This is a genomic window from Saccharopolyspora sp., from assembly GCF_017434145.1.
Lineage (GTDB): Bacteria > Actinomycetota > Actinomycetes > Mycobacteriales > Pseudonocardiaceae > Saccharopolyspora_C > Saccharopolyspora_C galaxeae.
Window position 1 is genome coordinate 1 of the sequence record NZ_JAFRFW010000615.1, and the last position, 2,343, is coordinate 2,343.

Here is a 2,343-nt window from a genome sequence, read left to right on the forward strand (position 1 = left end):
CTGGGCGATCGGCGCGGGTGCTTCGACGGGCTCACCGGGCTCGTCCCAGTCGTCGGCGGGCACGGACAGGAACACCGGACCGCGCGGCGCCTGCATCGCCAGCTGGTAGGCGCGGGCCAGCGCCAGCGGAACGTCCGCGGCGCGGGCGGGTTCCAGCGACCACTTCACGTACGGCTTGGGGAACTCCGGTGCCTCGGTCGCGCCCAGGAACGGATCGTGCGGCAGCAACCGCCGAACCTGCTGACCGGCGAGGACGATCATCGGCGTGCGGTTGCGGTAGGCGCCGAACACCGCGCCCAGCGCGTGCCCCACCCCGCCTGCGGAGTGCAGGTTGACCAGCACCGCGTTGCCGGTCTGCTGCGCGTAGCCGTCGGCCATCGCGGCGGCCACCGACTCCTGCAGCCCCAGCACGTAGCGGAAGTCGTCCGGCCACTGGTCCAGGAACGGCACCTCGGTCGTGCCCGGGTTGCCGAAGACCGTGGTGAGTCCCAGCTCGCGCATCAACCCGCGGGTCACGTCGCGCACGGTCGGCACGGCGGCGTCGGCCATCAGCTTCCTCCCGAACCATTCACATTTTTCCCGCAGCGGGAGAAAAATCCGGCACCCGAACCGCCGACGCTACGCGATGTCGAATACTCGACACGCCTCGTCACCAAAAAGAAGATCATCTTGACACGTTCGGGCACATAGCATTCAAATCCTATTGCAGCCTGTAACGCCAGGTACGACGTGGGCTTCCGGTGCGCCACCCCGCACGGCCAGCTCCGTGTCGCTTTCCGCACCGCTCGCCCAAGGAGGCACCCCCCACATGCCGAGCAGACCGATCGGGACCGCGCGCCGCAGATCCCGGCTTCGCCTCACCCGCGCACTACTTTCCGTGGCCACGATCGGCGCTACCGCTTTCACGCTGAGCGGGTGCGGATTGCTCAGCGGCGCGGACGGCTCCAACGCCACCGGCGGCGACGCGGGGCTGGAGAAACCGACGATCGTGATCGGTTCGCTGCCCGCGCTGTCCCAGGCCCCGGTCGCGCTCGCGCAGGCGAAGGGCTACTTCCAGGACGAGGGCCTCAACGTCAAGGTCCAGCCGGTCGGCGACGGACCGGCCGCGCTGACCTCGCTGCTGTCCGGGCAGAACGACATCAGCCTGGGCAGCTACACCGCGCCGATCAAGGCGCAGGCCACCGGCGCCGGGGACCTCAAGTTCGTCAGCGAGATGATGGTCTCGGTGCCGAACAACATGAACATCATGACGTTGCCGAACTCCTCGGTGAAGAAGCCGGAGGACCTCTCCAACGCCAAGATCGCCATCAGCGCACCGGGCGCGATCACCGACATCGGCGCCAAGGCCGCGCTGCAGGAACGCGGCGTGGACATCCGCAACGCCGAATTCGTCAAGTTCGGCTTCCCGGACATGTTGCCCGCGCTGCAGAACGGGCAGGTCGACGCGGCGGTGATGACCGAGCCGTTCATCACCCAGGCCGCGAAGAACGCGGGCGCGACCACGGTGGTGGACTGCTTCTCCGGTGGCACTTCGGACTTCCCGGTGGCCGGGGCGACGACCACCGCGAAGTTCGCGCAGGAGAACCCGAAGACGCTGCAGGCGTTCCAGCGCGCGGTCCAGCGGGCGCAGCTGACCGGGCAGAACCGGGCCGAGGTGACGCCGCTGCTGCCGCAGTTCGCCAAGATCACCCCGGAGCTGGCGCCGATCGTCGAGCTGGGCAAGATCCCGACCTCGATGGACGCCGCCCGGTTGCAGCGGGTCTCGGAGCTGATGAAGCGCTTCGGGCAGATCGGCAAGGAGGTCGACGTGTCCAAGATGCTGGTGCAGCCGCCGCCGCTGGAGGAAGCCCAGCCCGCAGGCCGCTGACCGGATCGCTCTCGGAGTCCCACCGACGATCACGAGTGAACGGCCTGTTGGACCAATCTAGTGGGACCAGCAGTCCGTTCACTCGGCTCGGTCCGCCCGATCGGCGCGGCGCATCCCGGCTCGGGCCCACCGACGATCATGAGCGAACGGACCGTTTGACCAACCTAGTGGGACCAACGGTCCGTTCACTGGTGCATCCCGCGGAGGCTAGTAGAGGGGTGTCGGGGTCGGGTCGACGTGCACGTGGAGCAGGCGCGGGCCGGAGGGGCGGCCGGGCAGGGCCGCGAGTTCGGCGGCCAGCTCGCCGGGCTCGCGCACCGTCGTCGCCGGACAGCCGAGGCTGCGCGCCAGCCCGGCGAAGTCCGTGCCACCCAGCTCGACGCCGGGCAGCTTCTGCTCGCCACCGCTGAGCACGGCCACCGCGGCGTACCGGGAGTTGTCCAGGATCACGAACGTCACCGGCGCCTGCTCGCGCA

Annotated in this window: 3 protein-coding genes; 1 reads left to right on the plus strand and 2 read right to left on the minus strand. The window is 69.3% G+C overall.

Features of this window, described 5'->3' with window-relative positions; all coding sequences use genetic code 11:
- Positions 1–549 (minus strand): thiamine pyrophosphate-binding protein (locus IJH84_RS16930; protein WP_295146108.1); only part of this gene is annotated, 549 nt, incomplete at its 3' end.
- Between the two features lie 328 nt (positions 550–877).
- On the opposite strand from IJH84_RS16930, the gene IJH84_RS16935 reads away from it, so the two are divergent.
- The gene (locus IJH84_RS16935; protein WP_295146110.1) at positions 878–1,867 is read left to right on the plus strand and encodes an ABC transporter substrate-binding protein; all 990 of its coding nucleotides are present in this window, start codon (positions 878–880) and stop codon (positions 1,865–1,867) included.
- Between the two features lie 207 nt (positions 1,868–2,074).
- Here the strand turns inward: IJH84_RS16935 and IJH84_RS16940 are convergent.
- Positions 2,075–2,343: thiamine pyrophosphate-dependent enzyme (locus tag IJH84_RS16940; RefSeq protein ID WP_295146113.1), on the minus strand; the 269-nt coding region annotated here is incomplete at its 5' end.